Annotated in this window: 10 protein-coding genes and 1 pseudogene; 7 read left to right on the top strand and 4 right to left on the bottom strand. The window is 67.8% G+C overall.

The window, feature by feature from the left end:
• Positions 1 to 404 precede the first annotated feature (404 nt).
• The 3 genes from FFI87_RS34720 (at position 405) to FFI87_RS23140 (ending at position 2,107) form a co-directional block, all read left to right on the top strand.
• Positions 405 to 812: a hypothetical protein gene (locus tag FFI87_RS34720; protein ID WP_222430045.1), complete on the top strand. Its 408-nt coding sequence runs from the start codon at positions 405 to 407 to the stop codon at positions 810 to 812.
• A gap of 35 nt (positions 813 to 847) precedes the next feature.
• Complete coding sequence (locus tag FFI87_RS34715) at positions 848 to 1,282, top strand: hypothetical protein (RefSeq protein WP_261378576.1); 435 nt, start codon at positions 848 to 850, stop codon at positions 1,280 to 1,282.
• Between the two features lie 75 nt (positions 1,283 to 1,357).
• Complete coding sequence (locus FFI87_RS23140) at positions 1,358 to 2,107, top strand: SDR family NAD(P)-dependent oxidoreductase (RefSeq protein WP_138850189.1); 750 nt, start codon at positions 1,358 to 1,360, stop codon at positions 2,105 to 2,107.
• A gap of 299 nt (positions 2,108 to 2,406) precedes the next feature.
• On the opposite strand, the gene FFI87_RS23135 is transcribed toward FFI87_RS23140, so the two are convergent.
• On the bottom strand, positions 2,407 to 3,069 hold the full coding sequence (locus FFI87_RS23135; RefSeq protein WP_138848893.1) for a hypothetical protein: 663 nt from the start codon (positions 3,067 to 3,069) through the stop codon (positions 2,407 to 2,409).
• Positions 3,070 to 3,775: 706 nt separating this feature from the next.
• Positions 3,776 to 4,624, bottom strand: a complete 849-nt coding sequence (locus FFI87_RS23130; protein ID WP_261378648.1) for a hypothetical protein — start codon at positions 4,622 to 4,624, stop codon at positions 3,776 to 3,778.
• A 70-nt stretch (positions 4,625 to 4,694) separates the two neighbouring features.
• Between FFI87_RS23130 and FFI87_RS23125 the strand changes: the two are divergent.
• A pseudogene (locus FFI87_RS23125) lies at positions 4,695 to 4,907 on the top strand (helix-turn-helix transcriptional regulator); the annotation flags it as partial.
• A gap of 38 nt (positions 4,908 to 4,945) precedes the next feature.
• Here FFI87_RS23125 and FFI87_RS23120 read toward each other — a convergent pair.
• A complete protein-coding gene (locus FFI87_RS23120) occupies positions 4,946 to 17,302 on the bottom strand; it encodes an LWXIA domain-containing protein (RefSeq protein WP_138848894.1) in 12,357 nt (4,118 codons plus the stop codon).
• A 656-nt stretch (positions 17,303 to 17,958) separates the two neighbouring features.
• On the opposite strand from FFI87_RS23120, the gene FFI87_RS23115 reads away from it, so the two are divergent.
• Both FFI87_RS23115 and pal read left to right on the top strand, forming a co-directional pair.
• Positions 17,959 to 19,215: a porin gene (locus FFI87_RS23115; RefSeq protein WP_138848895.1), complete on the top strand. Its 1,257-nt coding sequence runs from the start codon at positions 17,959 to 17,961 to the stop codon at positions 19,213 to 19,215.
• Between the two features lie 339 nt (positions 19,216 to 19,554).
• Entirely contained in the window at positions 19,555 to 20,046 is a 492-nt protein-coding gene (gene pal / locus FFI87_RS23110; protein ID WP_011658855.1) for a peptidoglycan-associated lipoprotein Pal, read from the top strand.
• 185 nt (positions 20,047 to 20,231) lie between these two features.
• On the opposite strand, the gene FFI87_RS23105 is transcribed toward pal, so the two are convergent.
• Complete coding sequence (locus tag FFI87_RS23105) at positions 20,232 to 20,711, bottom strand: hypothetical protein (RefSeq protein ID WP_012366092.1); 480 nt, start codon at positions 20,709 to 20,711, stop codon at positions 20,232 to 20,234.
• Between the two features lie 216 nt (positions 20,712 to 20,927).
• On the opposite strand from FFI87_RS23105, the gene FFI87_RS23100 reads away from it, so the two are divergent.
• Complete coding sequence (locus FFI87_RS23100) at positions 20,928 to 21,110, top strand: hypothetical protein (protein WP_138848896.1); 183 nt, start codon at positions 20,928 to 20,930, stop codon at positions 21,108 to 21,110.
• The last annotated feature ends 64 nt before the right edge of the window (positions 21,111 to 21,174 follow it).

Below are 21,174 nucleotides of genomic sequence, written 5' to 3'. Positions count from 1 at the left end.
CCCCGTGACTCCATCGACCATGAAACGGTCGCACTCGATAATGTTCATCAGCAACGTCAACCGCGCGCAGCGCTTCCGCGCTCGACAAGCGACCTTTTCGCGGCTGGATCACCGACTGCTAATGAAACTCGACATGTCGAAAGCCCGTGAAGGTCAGCGCGTGACTAAACCATGCGGCACCCGACGCGCTGCATACCGGCCGGATTGTGGTGTTCTCCAAGGTCCGGCCGCCCTTACTGCGCGAAGGCGAAAACAATTGCTGTTTGACCGCGAGATGGATTACGTCGACATACCACTCGACCATAAAATCCGCGGAAAAGTACTGAGCCCGGTATCGGGCAGCATGACCGCGCCGCGCCGGGTGGAGGTTAACCACGGACTCGGTTCATGCCGTTGGCGGCAAGATTTTCGCTCAACTGTGGCACGTGGGTCGTGTATCGCACACAAGCCTCCAGCCTGATGGCGGTGCGCCACGCAGCGCCACGTCACGGCTTGCAAAAGACTCGATCGTGTTTGCTTACGACGCCAACGGGAAGCCGGGGTTCGTCCAGACGTCAACGCCGTCCGCATTGTCGACAATGGAGGTCGAATGCGTGGTCGAGGACTTCGTTTCCGCTGCGGCCAACGCCATCGAGGCCGGATTCGACGGCGTGGAAATCCACGCGGCAAACGGATATCTGTTCGAGCAGTTTCTGAATCCGCTGGTCAACGATCGCACTGACCGCTATTCAGCGACGACGCGCGAAAATCAGTTGCGCTTCGCGCTGGAAGTCGTTGACGGCATGCCGAGCGTATCGGCGCCGGCAAGATAGGCATCCGGATTTCACCGTATGGGCAGCTATTCGATATGCCGCACTACCCGGGCATTCTCGATACCTATGGTTCGCTTGCGTTCGAGCTCGGCATGCGGCGCATCGCGTACATCCACGTCATGGATCAGTCGAACGTCTCGGTGGCGCCCAAAGACGACACCGCCTCGGACGATCGCACGATCGAACTGCTGTCCCGCATCAAGCGTGAGGCAGCCAAGACGCCGATCATCCTCGCAGGAGGGATGACGATCAACCGTGCGAAGGCACTTCTTGATGACGGTCTGATCGATCTCGCTGCATTTGGACAGCCATTCATCGCAAATCCGGATCTCGTGCACCGACTCAAAACCGGATTGCCGCTCGCTACCGCCGATCGGGCAACGTATTACGGTGGCGGCCTGAAGGGCTACGTCGATTACCCGCCGTTCGGTGCGCAATTTTCAGCGGAACCGCTCGAAAACGTCATGTGAACAACGCTGCTGTTCGAACCCCGTCCACACAACTTTGTGGTGGCGCGCATGCCACCCGCTCTGACCAACTACATCATGAACACGCTTGCAGGAAAGGTTGCAGTCGTCACTGGCGCAAACAGCGGTATCGGATTCGCCATGGCCTCACGTTTTGCCGAAGAGGGAGCCAGTGTCGTTATCGTCGGACGCCGATCGAGCGCCGTAGACGAAGCGGTTGCACGACTCGGTGAGAATGCCACTGGTGTTTCCGGTGACCTCGCCGACGTCACGACACACGAACGTGTTGCGTCACTCGTCGCCGAGCGCTTCGGCAAGGCCGATATCTACGTAGCGAATGCCGGTATGAACGTGATTACGCCATCTGATCAAGTCTCGGTTGAAGAATACGACAGACAGTTCGCAACCAATACCAGGGCAGCCTTTTTTGGCGTGCAGAAGATTGCACCACTCCTTGGCAACAACGGTTCAATCGTGCTGATCAGCTCGATCGCAAGCAGCAAGGTGCTGGACGGGCATGCCGTTTATGCCGGAAGCAAGGCGGCGCTCGAAGCTTTCGCCCGTAACTGGGCTCTGGAGTTCAAGGAACGCCGCATCCGCGTGAATGTCATCAGTCCCGGTCCGACGGATACCCCGATCCTCGGCAAGCTTGGCATTACGGCAACGGATCGCCCTGCTTTCGAAGCCGTCATGGCGGGCGCTATTCCGTTTGGCCGACTTGGGCGCGCAGAAGAAATTGCCAATGCCGCGCTGTTCCTCGCAGGAGACGAAGGCAGCTTCATTACCGGCGTCAACCTGCGAGTTGACGGGGGAATTTCACTCGTCTGATCCCGAGGCCGGACTGGATGAATACCGTTGACATTGAGCCATCTCTTCGCCATTGTCCAGGATAACGAAGCGAGTGCAACACGATCCCTCGAGTACCTGCAAGCGCCGGCCCGGCCACGCCAGCTGCGTGCCGGGCAGCAGCGCCGCATCCACCTCGCGCAGCCGGCCGCGCGAGGCTAGCTATTCGAGCGACCACCACGCTGCCGGTGCCAAGCGAATACGCGACCACCACGCTGCGCTTGCCGCGATAACGCTCGACGAGAGCGCAAATGTTCTGCACTCGAATCGAGGCGCGCCGCTCAGGCCGGCAGCACGAGCAACGTGTTGCCGGCCTGCTGGTTCCAGTTGTCGAGCGCCTGCAGATAATCGCCCGCCGGATTCACCTTGAACGCGAGCTTCGCGGACGCCACCGTCACCACGCCCGCCTCCGACAGATTGAAGCCCCACTCCACGCCGCCCAGATAGGCGCTGTGTTGCACATCCACCGCGATCGTCACGAGCCGGACCTGCACCAGCTCGCCGACCCGCGCCGCCATTTGCCGGGGCGTATCGACGATCCATGCGCGCTGATAGCCCTTGCCGCGTCGCGAGCCCGCGCCTGACAAGGTCTGGACGCCGCTCTGCTTGATCCAGTCACGTAACTGCGGCGTGATGTTCGGCGTCAGATCGCGGATGGGCCGGGGCGCACCCAGATCATTGGTGCCGTACCAGGGCGACACACTGTTGGAATCGAGCGACCAGCCGTTCGCCGCGCGCTCCCGTTCGCGATCGTTGATCCACTGTCCCTGCGGCCGGATCAGCTGGACCAGCCGCACGTTGTCGCTGTCCCGGTCGGCTCGGAACCAGAGTGCCGTATCGACGCCCACGTTGATGCGCCCGCCCACGGGTTCGTCCGGGCTCGAGTTGTAAGGGGCATACACGGCGAACTCGAATTCGCCGCCCGAGGTGGAAATTGTCGTCATCGATTTCTCCTGGATGAATTGAGCCTGCACTGAGTTGGACGTGAGCGCGGCGCGCGCGTGAATGGCGTTGTTGGATAAATTTGAAGGGACGCGGTGAGGTTTGCGCTCGACCGCCGATTGGGCGCCCCGCTCAACAATTCGGGTTCAGGTGAGTCGTCGGGCTGTGCTTCGGAGTTGACCCCCTTCCCTTGAATTCGTCGTCCTGCGACGAAACGAGCGCGGATTGGCGACGTGTCAAGAAGGCAGCGGGTTATGGAGGGCCGCGACGGACACGGCAGAAACCGCGCAGCCACGGTCGGGAGAGATGGACGAAGAACCAGGCGAACGAAGGTGTCGGTAGCGCCAATTGCTCGCCGAGGCAGAACGCCCCGCGCGGCAAGCGCGCTATCCGAGCGGAGCGCTGACGGCGCTCCGCGAGGCTGGCGCGGATGGCACGCGGTACGGGTCGTATCGTAAGCCGCGCGAGCTCGTGTGGATCATCGGCTGCGCGATCTTCCAGTGCCTGACGCAGTCCCAAGAGCAGGACCGAAGTGATCGCGCATGCGCTGCACGACCTCCTGCTCGTCCCGCCGCTTTCCAACGATATCGGCACAGAGGAAGTGGTGATTCGCGCACCCTCGCCCTCACCGTGACAACAACGAGCCGGCGGAACGACGAACCGTTCCGCCGGACGACTACTCACCGGCCGTACAGTGCAAGATGCCCATCACCGGTCGTATTCGAGCGATTCGGAGAACAGCATGTCGCCCGTATCCGACCAGCTCAGATTCACGAACGAGAAGTCGGTGCCTCCCGTCCACCCGGCCACCGACGGAAACGCCGCGCCCTGATCACCCGGCACGTCGAGCTTGATCGCGGCGCCCGGCTGCACCGGCAACGCGCGCGCGGCGCCGTTGACGAACATCGGCGACGGCTGCCCTGCCGCGGTGGCGCGAATCTGCACGTTGCCCCGCTTGACGAACGGCACCCCCGCTTTCGACGTCCAGCTCAACGGGAACGTCGCGCCGCCCGCAAAGGTGCCGGCGCTGCCCGGCGTCAGCGCGTCGCGGGTCGACTGCGCGACGTCGTGCCATGCGTATTGACGCAACGCATCGGGCAACGGCGACGGCGTGCGCAGCCGGACCGTATAGTGCAACTTCGGCGCCGCGGTGTCTCCGTTCTGGTAAACGTCGATCGTGTACGCGCTGAACGGCTTGATGTCGGCGAGCTCGGCGGCGCTCAATTGCGGCTTCGCCCATGCGGTATTGTTGTGCGGCGCATCGCCCGGCCACGAAAGCAGGCCCTGGTTGGCCGGATCCTGTGCGACGCCCGCCAGGCGGTAATTGTTGCGGCACTGGGGCGACTTCAACAGCGCGGCAAGCTGAGCCGGGGTCTGCCCGCTCGCAATCTGTGCGCGGATGTTCAGCGTATCGCAGGTGCCGCTCGACGGCTGCAGGAACACGCCATGGCGCAACCCGGGGCCGTTGACGATCGCGAAGTCCACCGGGGTGCCCGCCGCATCGACGGTTCCTACCTGCAGGTTCAGCGAATCGATGAGCGCGTTAGTGCCGGTCATCGGGTTCGCCGAATTCAGCCAGTCCCACTTCTGCCCGTTCGCGTTCACCTTGCTCAATACCGCGCGCTGACAGGCGTTCGGCTTGTCGAGTGCCGAAGCGGCCGTTGCGGAAGCGCTGCTCTGCGGCAAGACGCCGGACGAATGCGCGGCGAGTACCGGCGTCGCGCTCACGACCATTCGCACGCAGTTGCGCGCGATCTACGAAAAGACCCATTCGCGCAACCAGGCCGAGGCCGTTGGACGCATGCTCTGGGTGCTGCCGCAGCGCAAGCGCGAAGGCTGACCCGCCGGTGCCGCGGGTCGGCCCTCGCCGCGCCGGGCTCACCCGACAATGACCTGCTGCCCCGGCGCGATCTCGCCCGGATTGCCCGCCAAGTTCCGGTTGAGCTGCAGGATCTCGTTGAGCGCAACGTTGATCCGCTGACCGTCGGACATCCGCTGCTGTTCGTCGGCCGGCACGTGGGCCGCGGCAAGCAGCGATCCTTCGTGACGTTCGGCGATCGTCCACAACGAATCGCCGGCCACCACGTTGACCGTCAGCGGTGTCGGCGTCGGGCTCGGCGAGTTCGTCGGGGCCTGCGTCGGTTGCGATGGCGCACTCGACGGCTGCGCGCCGGCCGTTGAAGTCGCCGATGCCGATGGCGACGGCGTCGCGGACGCAGTCGGCTGCGACGGCGCACTCGTCGCGCCCGGCGACGGCGCGAACGATGCACCCGGCGCCGGTGTCCCCGCATTCGAACCCGACGGTTGCGGCGACGAACCCGGCGGCTTGTGCTTGTCGTCCGGCGCGGTCGCCGACGTGTACAGGTTGATCCCCTGCATGATCCCGAAGATCGCCACCGGCGCCAGCGCGATGCCGGTCGGCAGGCGCTCCATCCACGGCGTCGCATTCGGGAAATGCGAATGCAGCCGCCCGGCGCCGAGCAGCGCGCCGGACGTCGCGATCAGCGAGCCGGTCATCGGATCCCCGGTCAGCGCGGTATGGGCCCCGGTTGCGATACTGACCGCCGACGTCAGGTAGTCGCCGGTCGCGCTCGCGATCCGCGCGAGTTGACTGCGGTTCTCGGCGTTCACGCCGCGCACGCTGCCCTTGTAGACGATGCCGGTGTAGACGGCGCTGAACGCGCCGCCGATCGCCTGTCCGCCGGCGAGCAGGTCGCCGTGCCAGATCGCCCGGCTCGCATTCATCATGATCGACCCGCCGTAGCCGCCGAGCGCCAGCACGCGACCGATCCGCCCAATCGAATGCCGCGGGCTGCCGTGGTGCAGCAGCTTCAGCGACGTCCCGCCGACCACGCCCTGCATCTGCGCGAGCATGTCGGCGGCGATCGCCTTCGTATGCGCGACGGTGTCGTCGAACGACAGCATCCCGTCGTTGTTCAGCGCGCGAAGCTGCGCGGCCATCGCCTTGCCTTCGTGCGCGATCTGTTCGAGCTGCGTGCCGCGCGCGGTCACGTCGAAGCCGTTCGCCTTCAGTTGCGCCTGCAGCCCGCGCACGAGCCGGTCGACGACGCGGTCGAACACGCGCGGATCACCATTCTTCAGGCTGGCCACCGCGCCGTGATGCAGCGCCTGGAATACCCGACCGACCCGCAGCCCCGCGTACAGCGAATTCGTCGCGGTGCGCACCGACTCTCGCCCGGCCCAGACGAGCACGCCCGCGCCGGCGCCGCCGGTGAACGTGGCCGCGGTGATGTCGCCGGCGATCCGCCGTGCCGAAGGCGGCGGCGTGTTCTCGCCGATCGGTTCGTCGTGCACCCGCAGCGCATGCAGTTCGGCCTGCGCGCGTTTCTCGTCGGGAATGTCGATCTTCCCGAGCTGGGCCGCTTCACGGCGGCTCGCACCGATCGGCTTGGTGCCGTCGTTGATCAGCACCGGATCGTGCACGACCGCGTTCCAGTGTTCGCGCGGGTCGACGGCGGACGGCCGCTTGCCGGTCGTCACGCGCTCGGGCACGTTTCCGCCGTATGCGTCCAGCCAGCGTCCGCCGAACGTGCGGGCGCCCTTGTCAGTCTTGGTGCGCGGCGCGTTGCCGTCGGCCTCCCACAGCTGCGTCGCATGCTCGATCGTCGCCTTGCGCGCCTGGTTCAGCCACACGGTCGTGTTGCCTTCATAGATCTTCTGGCGCAGCGCGGCCACCTCGGCGGGCGTCATCCCGTCCGCGATGCCGATCCGCTCGACTTCCGCGAACAGCAGCTGATGCTGGTTCGCGAGCGTCTGCCGGTCGACGCGCTCGAACACGCGCGTCAGCGCGTCGGCGCCATGCAGGCGATTGATGATGTCGGGCCGGTTGCGGTTTTCGACGATCAGCTTCGCGAGCGCGCCGGTGAGATCCTGGTTGCCGACGAAGTCGGCGCCGTGCGTGCCGTACGACAGCCCCATGTGCACCCATTCGAGCCCCTTGCGCTCGAGCACCGCACGCAGCAGTTTCTCGTGCCCGCCGCCCGGCACCGATTCCGGCACCGCGTCCCAGCCGTGGAACGTGACCATCACGTTCGGCGCCGTCGTATCCGGGTGCGCGTTCGACCAGCTTTCGAGCGCGCTCATGACCCGCACGTAGTCGTGATACGTGTCGTTGGTGCCCGACTGGAACCGGTAGTCGGCGCCGGACACGAGCGCGCGCGACGGCGCGGTCTCGAGCCGGATCGCGAAGCCGGTGCGCGCGGCCTCGTCGAGCCAGCGATGCAGGTGCGCGAGATCGTCGAGCGCGAGCGCCGTGCCGTCCGAGTCGCGCGCGGGATGGATCATCCCGTTCGCGCCATCGAACACCGCGTTCTTCTGGTCGCCGAGCGCACGCACCGCGCGCAGGAAGTCGGGATCGTGCGCCTTGCCGAGCACCGCGGCGAGCGAATGCGGATCGATCACGAGCGTGACGACCGGCATCACGCCGCCGTACCGCTCGACGAGCGCACCCATCAGCGCCGGATCGTCGCTCAGCGAGAACGAGCGCGCCATCGGCACCATGCGGTCCTGCAACGCCTCGTCCGAGCGCGTGAAGAACTGCCGGATCCGCTTGTCGGCGACGGTCGCCGCGCCCAGGTTGCGCGTCCGTGCGCGCACCTTGCCCGGCACCGGCAGGAAGCGCGACGCCGACGTCGACACGTCGCGCGCGACAAACAGCTTGTTGAGCAGCGTCCGCCACATGCCCACGTCGACCATCACGGCCTGCGGCTCGCCCTTCAGCATGAGGTTCACATTGCCCGGCCGCTGCGCCTGCTTGTTGTACGCCTCGATCTGCTCGTGCGTCGCGAAATACTGCTCGGGCTTCGCCGCGCCGTTGCGCAGGCCGAACTGGACGACGGTGGCCGAGGACAGGCCCGGCTGATACGGTTCGATCGACAGCGGCGCGGGCGCGGCGCCGTTGCGCCGCAAGCGCCGCAGGTCGCCGAGCACCTCGTTGTAGCCGTGCCGCGTGCGGGCCGCGAGCGCGCGGAACGGCGCCGAGTTCAGGCTGCGCGCTTCCGCATCCTTCCATTGATCGTGCAGCGCCTTCGCGCGCGCTTCGAGCGCGGCGACGCGGGTCGGCCGCGCGCTGTTCAGGAAGTCGCGCGGCGACAGTTGCGTGAGCAGGAAATGCACGTCCGTCCCGAAGCGATCGTTGCCGATCGGCATTTCGTCGAGCGGCACGCCCCGATGGTGCAGGTTGTTGACCTGCGGGATCTTGTCGAACCAGCGCATCTCGCCGTTGCGCTCGGCGATCACGCCGAGCGGGTCGCCGAGCGCCTCGGCCACCGCGCCGTCGGTCCTGAACACGTAGATCACGTGGCGGCCGCCGTCGAGCGCGCCGTTGCGGATCGCGCTCAGCAGGTGTGACACGCTGTTGCCGCTGAAGTCGACCGCGTTGAGCGCTGACTTCTCCGACGGCAACAGGTGCGGATCGACCGGCGGCAGCGGTGTGGCGTTCGCGGCGTTCGCGTCGTCACCCTCTTCCGCGCGCGAGAGCGGCCGGCGCACCGGCACGATCGACTGGAACAGGTCGCCGGCCGAGCGGAATGGCTTCTTCTCGACGGCGGGTGCCTCCTTCGCCGGCCGGAATCCGCCGATGCGCTCGATGGTCGCGGGCGTCACGTCGCTGACGACGAAGCGGATGCCGCGGCGCGGCGACCGGCCGACCGGAATGCCGCCCCGGCGGCGGCGTCGGAACACCGTGCGCAAATTCTGCTCGGGAATCTCGGTATCGCCGACCGACGCCTTCTCGAAGTACTTCCATTCGTGGTTCGTGTTGCGTTCCGCATAGCCGAGCACCTTGCCGGTCTCGTCGTCGACCACGTGAATCCAGCGTTGCTCGCCTGACACCGCGCGCACGGCCTGGCGCGGCCGCTTGAAGACGGGCGCGTCCTGCAGCTTCGACACGTCGGCGGCGAGCGTCTGCTCGACCGCTTGGCCCGACGTCGTCACCGGCCACGACGTCTTGCCGTCCGGCGTCTCGATCTTCGACGGGCCGCCGAACCGCACGAGTTCGTCGTGCGCGACCGGCGATACGTAGAAATCGTACTTGCCGCGTGCGCGCCGGCCGCCGCTGCCGGCGTTCTCCAGCGCCTTGGTCAGCGCGGGTGGCACGCGCTTGCCGTCCAGCATCCGCACCGGGCCGAGTGCGCCGTTCGCATCGGTCTCGAGCACGGCGACGAATGTCGGTGCCGGATGTTCGTCACTCCCGGCGGGCGGCTCGGCATGAGACGTGATCAGCACATGCGCGTTGGGGCCGAGCTGACGAGCGAGCCCGTCCAGCGTCGGCGCATGCCGGCCGTCGACGCGCGTGAGCGTGCGGCGGCCGAGCGTGTCGAGCCATGACGCGGCACGCGCCTGCTGCGTGTCGGCCACGGCGCTCGTTTCCGGTGTGGCTGGCACGGCCGAATGCCCGGGCACGGCGGCAGGCGTCGAGCCGGACGGGTCGCCCGCGGCGCTCGCGAGACGGCTGCCCGGCCCTGCCGGCCCGATCATCGGCCAGGTCGGGCTGCCGTCGACCGCGCCGACCGCACGCGTTCCGCCGGCATGCACGGCCGTATAGCCTTCCGGCAAGCCCGAACGATCGACGCCGGCAAGTTGGTACGACACGTCGCCGGTCGCCGGATCGCGGGTGCGCACGACATACATGTCGACGCCGGCCGGCTTGTACAGCTCCCCGCCGTCGGGCGTGGTGATGCGCAGCGCGCTCGCCGGATCGTGGCCGAGCGCCGACAGCAGCACGACGTCGGTCGGTGCGGCGCCCTCGACCGCGGCGAGATTCGCGGTGGCGCTGGCCGCGACGCGCTCCTGCGGCGTCAGATCGCCCTGTGCGAACGCGGTGCCATCCGGCAACGCGTCGGTCGGCACGTACGCGTGATTGCGCGGCCCGGTTTGCGCGGCATCGAGTGCCTGCGCGAGATCGTCGTGCGCGACCGTCCGCGCGCCTTCCGGCAACGCGAGCGGGGCATCGGCACCCGCGCGGCCCGGCGAGTGCGTGGCGGCCGCCGCCGGTGCGTCGGGCACCTTCCCGCTGAACCGGAACCAGCCCGCCTCGGGATCGAGCGCGCCGAAATCGGTACCGCTGCCGAGTTCGATGCTGCCGTCGTGCGTCACGAATTCGACGCGCAGGTTGGTCAGCCCGGCCGCGTCGAACGCCTGCATCACGTCGTCGATCACGCGGGTCGGTTCGGCGCCGTCGAGGAAATAACTCGGCCAGTGCTGGCTCACGGTGCCGCCGGGTTGCGTGACGCGCGCCGCGTCGCCGATCACGCCCGGCCGGTCGGCCAGCGCGGTGCGGAACGGATGGTCGAGCGTGACCGATTCGAACGTGTCGTCCGGAATCGCGGTGAAGTCGTAGTCGGGATCGGCAAACGTCGGATCGGCCACGCGCGGCACCGTGGGACGCGGCGGCGGATCAGCGATCGGGCGCGACGCGGTGCGCGTGGTCGTCGGCGCCGGTTCCGCGTGCGGCCCTGCGGGAAGCGCCGGGCGGCCCGCGCGTGCCGGGTCGCCACGGAAGCTCTGCATCGGCAGACGATCCCTGTCGACCTGCCCCGTCAGTCGCGTTCCGCGCACGGTGGTCGAACCATTGGGTTCCACGAGCAGGATGTCCGGCGGCGCCCAGACGGATATCGGCCGTCCGGTGATCTCGGACAGACGCTGGGCCAGCGCCGCCGCGAACGTCGTGCTCGCGGCCCGCACCTGGCCCGGCGCCACGCGCAGCGGATCGTGCTTGTTCGATCCGCCGAAGCACGAATACAGCGTGACGTCCTGCCCCGGCTCGAGATGCGGCGCGACGCGCTCGGCCACCTCGTCCGGCGCGAGCGGCCGGCCGTCCGGGCCGAGCATCGCGTCGGCCGACATCCCGTGTCCGAACACCACGTGATGACCGGGCGGCGACATCAGCCCGCGCGCGCCGATCGGATGCAGCGGATCGTCGGGCGGCATCAGCAGCGTATCGGCCGGACGCAGGAATTCGGGATGCTGCGTCGCGTCGACGCCGGTCACGTCGTCGAACCCGGGCTGCAACACCGACTTGCCATGGATCGTCGTCGTGACCACGCCGCCGTTGGCGATCTTGCGGTCCGTATAGACGCGGCTGGTCGGCGGATAGATTTTCTGCGTTTTCCCGGACAGCCCATCGTCGGCCTCGGCTTCGGCGACCTGCTCGGTGCGCGCGGCCCATTCGTCCGCCGTGAAGATCTGCCCTGGCCCGACCTCCACGAGCGGGGTCGGCTCGTACACGGGCGGTTCGCCCGCCTCCGGCTCGGGCGCGAGCCGCGGATGCGCGGGCTCGCCGGGCGTCACGCCCCGCCGGCCGGCATCGCCCGGCGCAGCGCCGGCGCTGCGCCGCCCGCTGTCCGCGTCCGGATCGATCTGCGTGTCGATCGGATGTACCGGCTCGACCGGCGCATCGTCATGCGCGAGCGGGCGCGGCGGCGGTCCGCCGCGCTGCGCGAACACCGTCGGCGGGTCGCTGGCATCGGGCGCCTCGGGCACATGCAGATAGAGCCGCGTCGCGACGTCGGGATCCTGCGCCGGCACGCCGATATCGTCGTCGAGCGGATAGAGTTCCAGCGCACCGGTGCCGCGCACCGAGTTGGACGAGATCGACGCGATCACCGGCGCCTGCAGCTCATACGCGAGCTCCTGCGCAAACGAATAACCGCCGGAAGCGAGATAGCAGCCCGTCAGCAGCACGCCATTGCCTTCCGTATAGGCCGGATCCTCCAGCAGCCTGCGCGCGAACTCCTTCGGCGCGATCGTCTTGCCATTCATGATGGCGATCGAGCTGTCCCAGCTGACGTCGCTCGGCTTCGTGCCGTGCGATTCGACGATATCGAAACCCGACACCTTCAGGAACTGCCGCGCGGTCGCGTGGCCGAGCAGGTTCACGACGCTCGAACCCGGCACGGGCCGCAGTTCCAGCGGATTGACGCGAACCGGCTGCGCGCGGCCCGGCGAGAACTTGCCGTTCACGTCGGGTTCGATCTGGAAGCGCGCGAGCCGGCGGTTCGGATTGGGCAGCGCACGCCACCATCCGGCCGTATCATCGTCGCCCAGCCGGCCGAATACCGGCGCCTGGATCAGGTCCGCGAATTCCTGCAGCAATTCGGGATTGGCGCCGCTGCGCGGCCCATCCAGCGCGATCGGCGTGCCCGGCGTATAGCCCTTCCACGCCAGATCCTCCAGCGCGTGCGTCATCTCGAGCGCGCTGGCGGAACGGCCGCTGCGCGGATTGATGATCGACCCGCGTTTCGTCAACATGCGCCACACGTACACGCCGAGCGGCACCCGCACGTCGCCCGCCGTCGCGCTGCCGCCCCACTGATTCGACACCGGGCGCGGCGCGACGCCGCTCCAGTTGACCGGATGCGCGCCCTGGTCGATGACCGCCAGCGCCGGCGAGAACCGATAGGTACGCGGTCCGCTGCTGACCGAATGGTCCGGCACGCCGTCCCGATCGGGCGCACCGGGCTCGATCAGGATGCCGCTCGTATAACCGGAATCGGGGCTGCCGTCGGCGCGATAGCGCGGCGAACGCCATGCGACGAAGCCGCTTGCGCCGTACACGTCGACACCCAGCACGTTCGCGAGCAATTGCGCGAGCGGACTCACGCGCGAGCCGGCGCCGCACGCATAGAGGATCACCGGCGATTTGCCGTCCCAGCCGCTCTGACGCACCATCTCGGCCAGGTCTTCCGCGCTCATCGCCTTGCCGGTCGCGCTCGCGAATGCATCGGCCCACGCGTGCGCGTACACGGCGAAGTAACCGGGCGGCACCGGCATCAACGGCCGCTCGCCCGGCGGCAGCCGGTTCTCCGGCTGGCCCGCGTTGTTCGAATAGATCGCGAGGTCGGCCTCGCGGCGCGGATAGGCGGCCCACTGCGTTTCGCTCATGCCGAACGGCGCGTTGATCACGTCGACGCGCCGGCCGTCCTCGCTGCGGATCAGTGGCTTCTGCGGATCGAAGCCGCGCGGGTACACCACGCGCAGCGTCCGGTCGTACGCATCGTTCATCGACAGCATGAACGCATCGCCGGCGTCGGTCAGCCCGACATGGCCGACGACCGCTTCGGGCGGCACCGTGCCGTCCGCGGCGAGCGCTCGCTGATCGACCAGCGCGATCCGGTAGCGGCCACCCGCGACGCCGTCGGCGCCGACCATCAGCGCGTCGTGGTACGTCGTGTAGCGTGTCACGCCGATCGTGCCGTCCTCGTCCGGCGCAGCGGCCGCGCGCGCCGCGGCGTCGTCGGCCGCCTTCGCGCGCCGTTCGTCCGCCTTCGCCGCGTTCATGTCGTCGAGCAGGTTGCCCTTTTCGGTCGCGGGCAGCCCGTCTTCCTCGGGGTTGCGCACGTTCCCTTCGGCATCCTCCAGCGCATACACGTAGTACTCGACGTCCTCGAGCCGATTGCCGCTCTGGAGGATCCGCCCGACCACTTCGCTCAGCATCGCGCGATCGGCCGCGATGCGCGCGGGAATCTCCCACGACGCGGGGTGCGCGCCGTTGGCCGGCACGCCGGCCTTGGCCGACGGCGACGCACCCTCGCCCGCCAGTGCGTCGGCGACGGCCGGCGTCGCCGCGCCGTCGATCGGTTCACCGTCGGGCGCGAGCCGCAACGCGATCGCGTCGTCGTCCGGCGTGCCCTGCGTGCGGCGCGCGCGCAGCCAGTCGGAGAAGCGCGCCCGCAGCCCCTTGTCGGCCGGCGCGACCGTGCCGCCGTCGTCGGCCGGTTCGCCGAAAGTGTGCGCCTGGTCCTCCGCGTGCTGCCACGGGTTGCCGATCTCGCCGACCGCGAGACGCTGGTTCGCCAGCCCGTTGGCGAACATCGCGTTCGCGACGTCGAACGCGACCGGCCGCGGGATCGTCGGCGGCGCGGGCGTCTTCGTGATCGCGCGGATCGGCCGCTCCATCAGCGTGTGCGAGCCGAGCCCCATCTGCGCGACGCCGATGCCGAGGTTCAGCAGTTGCTGCGCGCGGTCGGATTCGGACAATGCGTCCCAGTTCTTCACCAGCGACGCACCCTGGTCGAGCATCTGGTAGCCGCCGACCACGCCGCCCGACACGTTGAGCACGCCTGACGTGCGGCCCGTCGTCTGCGCGAGCGACTGGAACGCGTCGGCTTCCTGCGCGAAGCGGCCTAGACCGGCCACGTCGGCCGTCACGCCCTCGCCGCGTGAAGCCAGCGTGATCATGTCCGACACCTGCCCCGTCGTACGCAGCAGCGACGAGGCCTCCGCGAGCGACTTCGCCGCCACGCCGAGACCGCCACCCGCGATGCCCGCGCCGCTGCCGATCAGGCTGATCCAGTCGCCGCGCGCCTGGGCGTTGCCGAAGCCGGTCGACTGGCCGTGATCGCTCAGGTTCTTCAGGTCGGCGATCGCGGCCGGCACGCCGACGGCCATGCCCGCGCCGACCGCCGTCCACGCGGCGCCGAGCAGGAGGCCGCCGACCGGCGCGCCGATGCCGCTCGCGACCAGCACGGCGCCACCGGCCGCCGCGAGAATGCCGGTGCCCATCTCGACGTAGTGTTCGAGGTGCTGATACCACTCCGTCTTGTGCGCGTCGATCGATTCGTACTGCGAGTAACCGCCGGTCGCCCCATCGGTCGTCAGGCTCTTCGGCACGTAGAGCTTGCCGTCGTCGGACAGCGCGTTGTTGTGCTGGTAATCGTCGACGGTGTCGTACTTCCAGCCGCGATCGTCGATCAGCTTGTACTGGTCCGGATGGCCCTCGACCTGCACCTTGAACAGTGCGCTCGGCGCGGTACCCGTTCCCTTCGACACGTAGTAGATGGGCACCAGCGACACCACGGCATGATCGCCGCCGACCTTGCGGATCTGGTCGACGACGGCCTGGATCATCTGCGTCGTCGCCGAGTTCTGCGCGTACAGCGAGCGGCTGTTGACGGCCGTACCGTTCGGGAGCTGACCGTTGCTCACGATCAGCTGCTCGAGCTGCGCCATCGACGGCACGTCGTTCCGGTCGGTCGGCACGGCGCCGGGGTCGTCCGGCTGCAGCCCGAGCCCCGCGCCGACGAAGTTCGTCATCTGGTCGGAGCCGGTCGTGAACGTGTAGGACTTGTCGCCGAAGTTCTTCTGGAAGTCGTCGAAATACGCCTTCAGCTGCTTGTCAGGATCGGCCTGGAACAGCTTGTAGCTGGCGTTGGCGGTTTCCTTCTGCTGCTTGCTCTGGGCATTCTTGATGCCCTGGTCGTAACGCAGCTGGAAATCGTTCGCGAAACCGGAGCGGAACCGGTCGTCGTTCTGCATCTTCGACAGCAGCGCCTTCGACAACGCCGGATCGACACCCGACGACAGCGCCTGGCGCACGCCGTCGAACCCGTAGCCGGTGTCGCTGCCGCGCAGCGTGTAGATCAGCGTCTTCGCGTTGCCCTTGTCGTCGAGCAGCCAGTTCGCGACGTCGTCCTCGCGCTGCACGGGCACGCCGCTGTCGGTCGGCTGCTGGTCGGCGAGCCCGACCGCCGTGCTGAGCCCCTTGTAGAACTCGATGCCGTCGCCGTAGGGCTGCGGCGTGCCCGTGTTCGACTGGGTCCACTTGTTGCCGAAATCCTTCTCGACCGTGTCGAGCACGACGCCCGCGAATTCGGGCGGCGCATTGGCAAGGATGTCCTGCATCCACTTGCCGGCCTTGTCGGCATTCATCCTGCCGTCGGCACGCGCCTGCATGCTGGCCTGATCCGTCGCCTGCGAATCGGGCTTCTGCATCAGCGGATCGATCTGCGAATGGATGAAGCTCGCGTTGAAATGCGGCTGGCCGGCCTGCGTCCACAGCGTCTGGCGCTCGTCCAGCGAGAACGACGCGTTCATGTTGGTCTTCAGCACCTGAAGCGCCGCGCCGGGATTGCTGTCCGGGCCCTGCATCAGTTGCGTGACCTGCTGCTTCGTGTACTGGAGCCGCACCTCGGGCGCCGCCGCGAGCAACGTCTGGACCTGCTGATAACCGGGATTGTTCTTCTGCGCCTGAGCCTGCGCCATCGCATACGCGAACACGCCGCCCGCCTGGTCGATCTTCGCGTTCAGCGCCTTCGCGTCCGCATCGCTCAGCCCGTCCGTGTTGACCTTGATACCCGTCATCTTGACGAACGCTTCCGCGAGCGGATTCTGCTGCGCGAGCGCCTTCTCCTGCGTCGACAGCTTCGGGTCGTTCGGGTCGACGCTCACACCGGTGTCCTGCAGCAGCGCGAACGTGACCGGATCGGACTGCGCGAGCTGCTTCATCTGCGGCGACAGCGATGGATCGTCGGGATTGATCGTCGCGATCGTGCGCTTGAGCTGGCTCTCCTCGCCGAGCGCGTCGACGAGGCCGGTGTACCACATGCCGTCGTGATTCTGCTTCACCGACGCGACGACCTGCTTCTGCTCGTCGGCCGTCACGTAGGTCAGCGCGGTGTCGTCGCCGCCCGTCACGACCTTGTCGTACTGGTTCTGCGCCTGCGACAGTTCCCGCGTGATGTCGGCCTCGTCGGCGCGGCGCAGGCCGCCCGGCTCCTTCTGCCACGCCGCGTAATCGGCCTTCGCGTTGTCCAGTCGCAGTGTCGCGGCCGACGTGCTGTATTCGTGGCGCAACGCGGTGGTGAGCGCGGTGTACGCGTTGTTGGCGTTCGTGTCGGCGGTGCTGGCGGTCTGGCGCAGTTGCGCGCCGATGTCGGGATCCGCGCGCCGGACGCCGCCCGGCAACGCGTTGTATCGCTGCAAGTCGGCGTTCGCGTCCTGGTCCTTCTGCCACGCCATCGCGAGCTGGAACGCCTTCACGTTGGTCGCCCGCTCGGGCGCCGATTCGGCCGACACCGCCTTCTGCGCGTCGTCGAGCACCGAGCCGAGCACCGGATCCTTCGGCGACGCATTGCGCAGATCCGAGGCCACGCCGGCGATCGCCTTGTTCGTGTCGCCGCCGCCCTCGGCCGCGACGCGCATCTGGTTCTCGACGGCCGCCTGCACCGCGCCCCATGCGGTTTCGGCCTTCTTCACCTGCTTGTCGAGATCGGCTTGCGACGCGCCCTGGTCGTGCAGGCGCTTGAGCGCCGCCATCTCGGCCTGGGCGAGCTGGAGCAGACGCTGCGTCTCGGCCTGCGCGGCCGCGAGGGCCTGCTGTTCCGGTGTCTGGGCCGGCGGGGCGCCGCCGGTCCCCTTCTTCGGCGCCGGATCGTCGTCATTCTGCGGCTGCGGCACGCTGACCGGCCCGCCCCCGCCCACTGCCATCAACACCATGTCCGTTCTCCCGCGGCATGCGTGACGGGCCGGCACAGCGGCAGGCGAGCCACGCGCAATGGTCCATTGTGCCGAACGCTCGCGGGCGAAAAAGTCGTGCATTACGTAGTCGCCGGCCGGGTTGCGGCGGCGCGAGGAGACTCTTGCTACGAACGCGCCGGTGCTTGGTCGCCGCTTGGTCGATGATTGCCGTCGGCGGAAAAATTTGCCGGTTGTGCCGGCGTGCGTCATAAATACGTACTGCGTTCCACCGGTAACCCATGATCCGCGCGATGCCGTGACGCGATCGTTTGCCTGCGCAACCAGCTTGCGTCGCTGCCGCGCATGGCCGTCCGGTTACGGCCTGCGCTCTCCGCGGACGCGTTCGAAGCGCGGGCGATCGCGGTTCGTGCCGCGTATCGGCACGGCGGTGCCGACGCCGCGCTTCCGGTAGCCCGTCGTTAACACGCACACGCATTCGTGCCTGTGACCCGTGCGCTGGCCGCCCCCCGGCCGCGCCGCGACGTCGCGATTCCATGCGATTTCGCAGAGGACCTTTCCTGTGCAGCGCCTTAATCGACGATCGCACGATCTCCAATAATGGCCGCTCGATCCGTCGGCCACGCGCCGACGCGACCCACCGGCGATCGGGCCGGAGACCAACGATAAAAACTCCTATGTATTCCTACAAAATCGGCCGGCGCGCCCGCTTGCGCGCCGCCACGCCGCATGGCGTCCGCCGCCACCACCGCACCGTAGCACTCCCCGCGACCGCGATTGCCGCCTGCATCGCCGGCTTGATTCCGTGCGTCGCTCACGCGCAGAGCAGCGTGACGCTGTACGGCCTGATCGACACGTCGATCACCTATGCCACCAATCAGCGTACGCAAGGCGCCGGTTCGCCGGGCAGCGGCAGCGTCGCGCTGACGAGCGGCGCATTGAACGCATCGCGCTGGGGGCTGCGCGGCCGCGAGGATCTCGGTGGCGGGACGGCGGTCGTCTTCGCGCTCGAAAACGGCTTCTCCGGAACGACCGGCAAGCTGTCGCAGAAAGGCGTCGACATGTTCGGCCGTCAGGCATGGATCGGCGTGAGCTCGCGCACGGCCGGCACGCTCACGTTCGGCCGCCAGTACGACCCTATCCTCGATTTCGTGACGCCGCTCGGCGCGTCGGGCCCCGGCTGGGGCGGCAACCTCGCGGTGCACCCGTACGACAACGACGACTCGAACCGCAACCTGCGCATCAATCACGCAGTGAAGTACACGAGCGCGACGTATCGCGGCCTGACGTTCGGCGCGCTGTACGGGTTCTCGAACACGGCCGGCGCGTTCTCGAACAACGCCGTATGGAGCGCGGGGCTCGGCTATGCGAACGGACCGCTGAAGCTCGGCGCCGGTTATCTGAAGATCAGCCGCGACCGCAACGCGCCGAACCCGGACGGCGCGCTGAGCACGGTCGACGGCTCGGCGACGATCACCGGCGGCAACCAGCAGATCTGGGCCATGGCCGGCCGCTATGCGTTCGGCCTGCATTCGGTCGGCGCCGCGTGGTCGCACTCGGCCACGGACGGCGTGAGCGGCGTGCTCCAGGGCGGTGGCATCACGCCGCTGAAGGGCGAATCGCTGGCCTTCGACAATTTCACGGTCGACGGCCGCTTCTTCGTCACGCCGGCGTTCAGCCTGTCCGCCGCGTACACGTACACGATGGGCCGATTCGACACGCGCACCGGCCAGACGCGCCCGAAATGGAACCACGTGGTCACGCAGGCCGGCTATGCGTTCTCGCCCCGCACGGACGCGTATCTCGAAGCCGTCTATCAAAGCGTGAGCGGCGGAAACGGCAATCCCGCGTTCAACGCGACGGTCTGGACGATGACGCCGTCTGCCAACAGCAACCAGCTAGTCGTCGCGCTCGGGTTGCGGCACAAGTTCTGACGATCCGGCCAAGCTCGATGCGCACGCACCGAAATCGCGCATCGCGCTAGCGGATCCTGTTGCGCCCGCGCAAGCAAGAATGCGTCCCCGCGTCGTTGTTGCGTGAAATAGACGGAGAAACTGGTCACGCTGTGACATTTTTCCTAATCTAGTTGCAGCGGCGCCGTGAAATCGGCGTTCCGGCCGAGACAATCTTTCATTTGACACATCGCCGGCTTACGAAAGCGCGTCGTATTGCGCACGGGAGCCAGCACTTTTCGTGCCGTCCCGGTCGGATTCGTGACGTTGCCGCTTGGCACGCACGACGCTTTCCCCGCAGTCAACCGCAGGAGACGCCCAATGAACAAAACGAACCGGTTTGCGGTCCTGGCAGCTTTCGCCCTGCTGGCGGGTTGTCACCACGCGGCGAAAACGCCCGAGAATGCCGGCATGGCGCCGACGCCCTCGAGCGAAGCGGTCGCCACGGTGACGACCGACGATCTGAACAATCCGAACAGCCCGCTCGCCAAGCGCAGCGTCTATTTCGATTTCGACCAGTACTCGGTGAAGCCGGAATTCCAGTCGCTGCTGCAGTCGCACGCCGACTACCTGCGCAACCACCCGTCGCGCCGCGTGCTGATCCAGGGCAACACCGACGAGCGCGGCACGTCCGAATACAATCTCGCGCTCGGCCAGCGCCGGTCGCAAGCCGTGATGAGCGCGCTCGAAACGCTGGGCGTTCAGGCGACGCAACTCGAAGCGGTCAGCCTCGGCAAGGAAAAGCCGGTCGCGCTCGGCCACGATGAAGATTCGTGGGCGCAGAACCGCCGCGCCGATCTCGTCTATCGTTGACCGGAGGCCGCCGCGACGGCGGCCTCCCGGCCACGCATCACTCCTGGCCTTTCATGCGGCGAGTCGCCGGGGCGCACCGCGCGCCCCGGCTGCCCGTTGCCGTGCGATCTCGGTTCGTCCGGTTCATGCGCGCCATCGTCCCGGCCGTCACCGGTCGAACGCACGGCGCCCACTGGCCCACCGCTTCAACTCGAACGCGCGCGTTCGAGCCTTCGATGCAGCCAGTGCGACATCACGGCCGACGTCACGATCGAATCGAGTATCGCGATCACGTTGATCCCGCCGATTTCGCCGTCGTTCAGCAGATAGGACTGCAGCAGCACGTAACCGATCATCAGACCGGTGCCGACGATCGTGCCCAGCAGCACGAACCAGCGCCGCCGGATGCGCGTGCCGATCGCGCCCATGATGCCGCCCGCGAGCGTCGCCGGCAGGAAATAGCCCAGGAAGAACGACGCGCCCAGGATCAACAGCACCATGCTTGCGCAGAGTGTGAGCGTCTCCCAGTGCGGGCCGTTGATCACGGACCATGCAACCAGCATCACGGCCGGCCACACGAGCGCCGCGACCAGCGGCGCGCCGAAGGTAAATGCCAGACAGCCGAACACGACCGGATTGGACGGGCTCGATGATTTGCGCGGCGGATGCTCGCGAGTGGCGCTCATGGTTATTGTCGTGGGAATCGGAATGGCGGCGAGCCGGAGTGTACCAAGCCGCCGTGCCGGGCAGCCGATCCGGCACCGGCAGGCGGCGCACACGGATCCGGGCCGATCCTCAAAAAGGATGGAATAAACCGCGCGCCGGAAACGTTTCGTCTTCGCGCGGCGCCGGTTCATGCGAACCGCGCGGCCGCGCGGCCTGCGCGGTGCAAGGAGAGTGAAATGAAATCGGCAAGACTGGCCGCGGCACTGCTCGCGGCGCTGATGCTGGTGCTGTCGGCGGGATGTACGTCGTCGGGCGGCGGCGTATCGCAAGGAGCCGGCATGAGCCGGTATGGCGGCGCGGGCGGCAGCGGAGGCGGCGGAGGCGGCGGAGGTGGTGGAGGTGGTGGCGGCGGCTACTGAAGCGCCGCCGGACAGATGCGGGCGGAGCGTCGTGCGCGAGCGCAACCGGAAACCGGCCGGCTCG

This window comes from Burkholderia sp. KBS0801 (assembly GCF_005937855.2).
Classification (GTDB): Bacteria; Pseudomonadota; Gammaproteobacteria; order Burkholderiales; family Burkholderiaceae; genus Burkholderia; species Burkholderia ambifaria.
This window is presented reverse-complemented; position numbering and strand designations above follow the sequence as displayed.

Excerpts from the sequence above, each read along its gene's own strand:
- FFI87_RS23130 (WP_261378648.1), bottom strand. The coding sequence starts at position 4,624 with ATGACCGGCACTAACGCGCTCATCGATTCGCTGAACCTGCAGGTAGGA.
- FFI87_RS23115 (WP_138848895.1), top strand. The coding sequence starts at position 17,959 with ATGTATTCCTACAAAATCGGCCGGCGCGCCCGCTTGCGCGCCGCCACG.
- pal (WP_011658855.1), top strand. The coding sequence starts at position 19,555 with ATGAACAAAACGAACCGGTTTGCGGTCCTGGCAGCTTTCGCCCTGCTG.
- FFI87_RS23120 (WP_138848894.1), bottom strand. The coding sequence starts at position 17,302 with ATGGTGTTGATGGCAGTGGGCGGGGGCGGGCCGGTCAGCGTGCCGCAG.
- FFI87_RS34715 (WP_261378576.1), top strand. The coding sequence starts at position 848 with ATGCCGCACTACCCGGGCATTCTCGATACCTATGGTTCGCTTGCGTTC.
- FFI87_RS23140 (WP_138850189.1), top strand. The coding sequence starts at position 1,358 with ATGAACACGCTTGCAGGAAAGGTTGCAGTCGTCACTGGCGCAAACAGC.
- FFI87_RS23100 (WP_138848896.1), top strand. The coding sequence starts at position 20,928 with ATGAAATCGGCAAGACTGGCCGCGGCACTGCTCGCGGCGCTGATGCTG.
- FFI87_RS23105 (WP_012366092.1), bottom strand. The coding sequence starts at position 20,711 with ATGAGCGCCACTCGCGAGCATCCGCCGCGCAAATCATCGAGCCCGTCC.
- FFI87_RS23135 (WP_138848893.1), bottom strand. The coding sequence starts at position 3,069 with ATGACGACAATTTCCACCTCGGGCGGCGAATTCGAGTTCGCCGTGTAT.